Raw genomic sequence first — 767 nt, forward strand, 5'->3', positions numbered from 1 at the left:
TGCTCCACCACCGTCGAGGCGATCGCGCCGCTGATCTCGCTCACGCTGGCGATCGTGCGGGCGATCTGCCCCATCGCCTCCGAGGCCCGGCCCGTGGCCGCCTGGATCGCCGCGATCTGGCCGCCGATCTCGTCGGTCGCCGCGGAGGTGAAGGAACTGGCCGGTCAGACCGCCCGGGCCGCCTCGATGGTGGCGTTGAGCGCCAGCAGGTTGGTCTGCGCGGCGATCCCCGAGATCGTCGTCACCGCCGCGCCGATCTGCTCGGCGGCCGCCCGCAGGCTCGCCATGGCAGCGTTGGTCGCCTCGGCCTCCTGGGCCGCGTGGGTGGCGACCGTGTTGGAGCGCAGCACCTGCCGCTCGATCTCCTGGAGCGAGGACACCATCTCCTCGGCCGCGGCCGCCACGGTCTGGACGTTGGACGCGGTCTGCTCGGCGGCCGCGCTGGAGGCCACCGCCTGGCCGTTGGTCTCGTCGGCGACCCGGGTCATCGCGCGGGCCGTGGCGTCGAGTTCGGTGGCGGCCGCGGTGACGATCTCCAGCGAGGAGGCCACGTTCCGCTCGAAGGCGTGGACCAGCTGGTCGACCCGCTCGGCCCGGTTCCGGCGGGCCGCCTGCTCGGCGGCCTGCGCCGCCTCCAGCTCGGCCCGGGCCAGGGCGTTCCGGCGGAACACGTCCACGGCCTTGGCCATGGCGCCGAGCTCGCCCGCGGCATCCTGCGAGGGCACGACCACGTCCGTGTCCCCGCTCGCCAGCCGCGCCATCGCGTC

Annotated in this window: 1 pseudogene; it reads right to left on the reverse strand. The window is 74.8% G+C overall.

Features of this window, described 5'->3' with window-relative positions:
- Positions 1–767: pseudogene (locus MKL01_RS09700) on the reverse strand (methyl-accepting chemotaxis protein); the annotation flags it as partial.

Origin of the sequence: Methylobacterium sp. J-070 (assembly GCF_022829385.1) — a bacterium.
Taxonomy (GTDB): domain Bacteria; phylum Pseudomonadota; class Alphaproteobacteria; order Rhizobiales; family Beijerinckiaceae; genus Methylobacterium.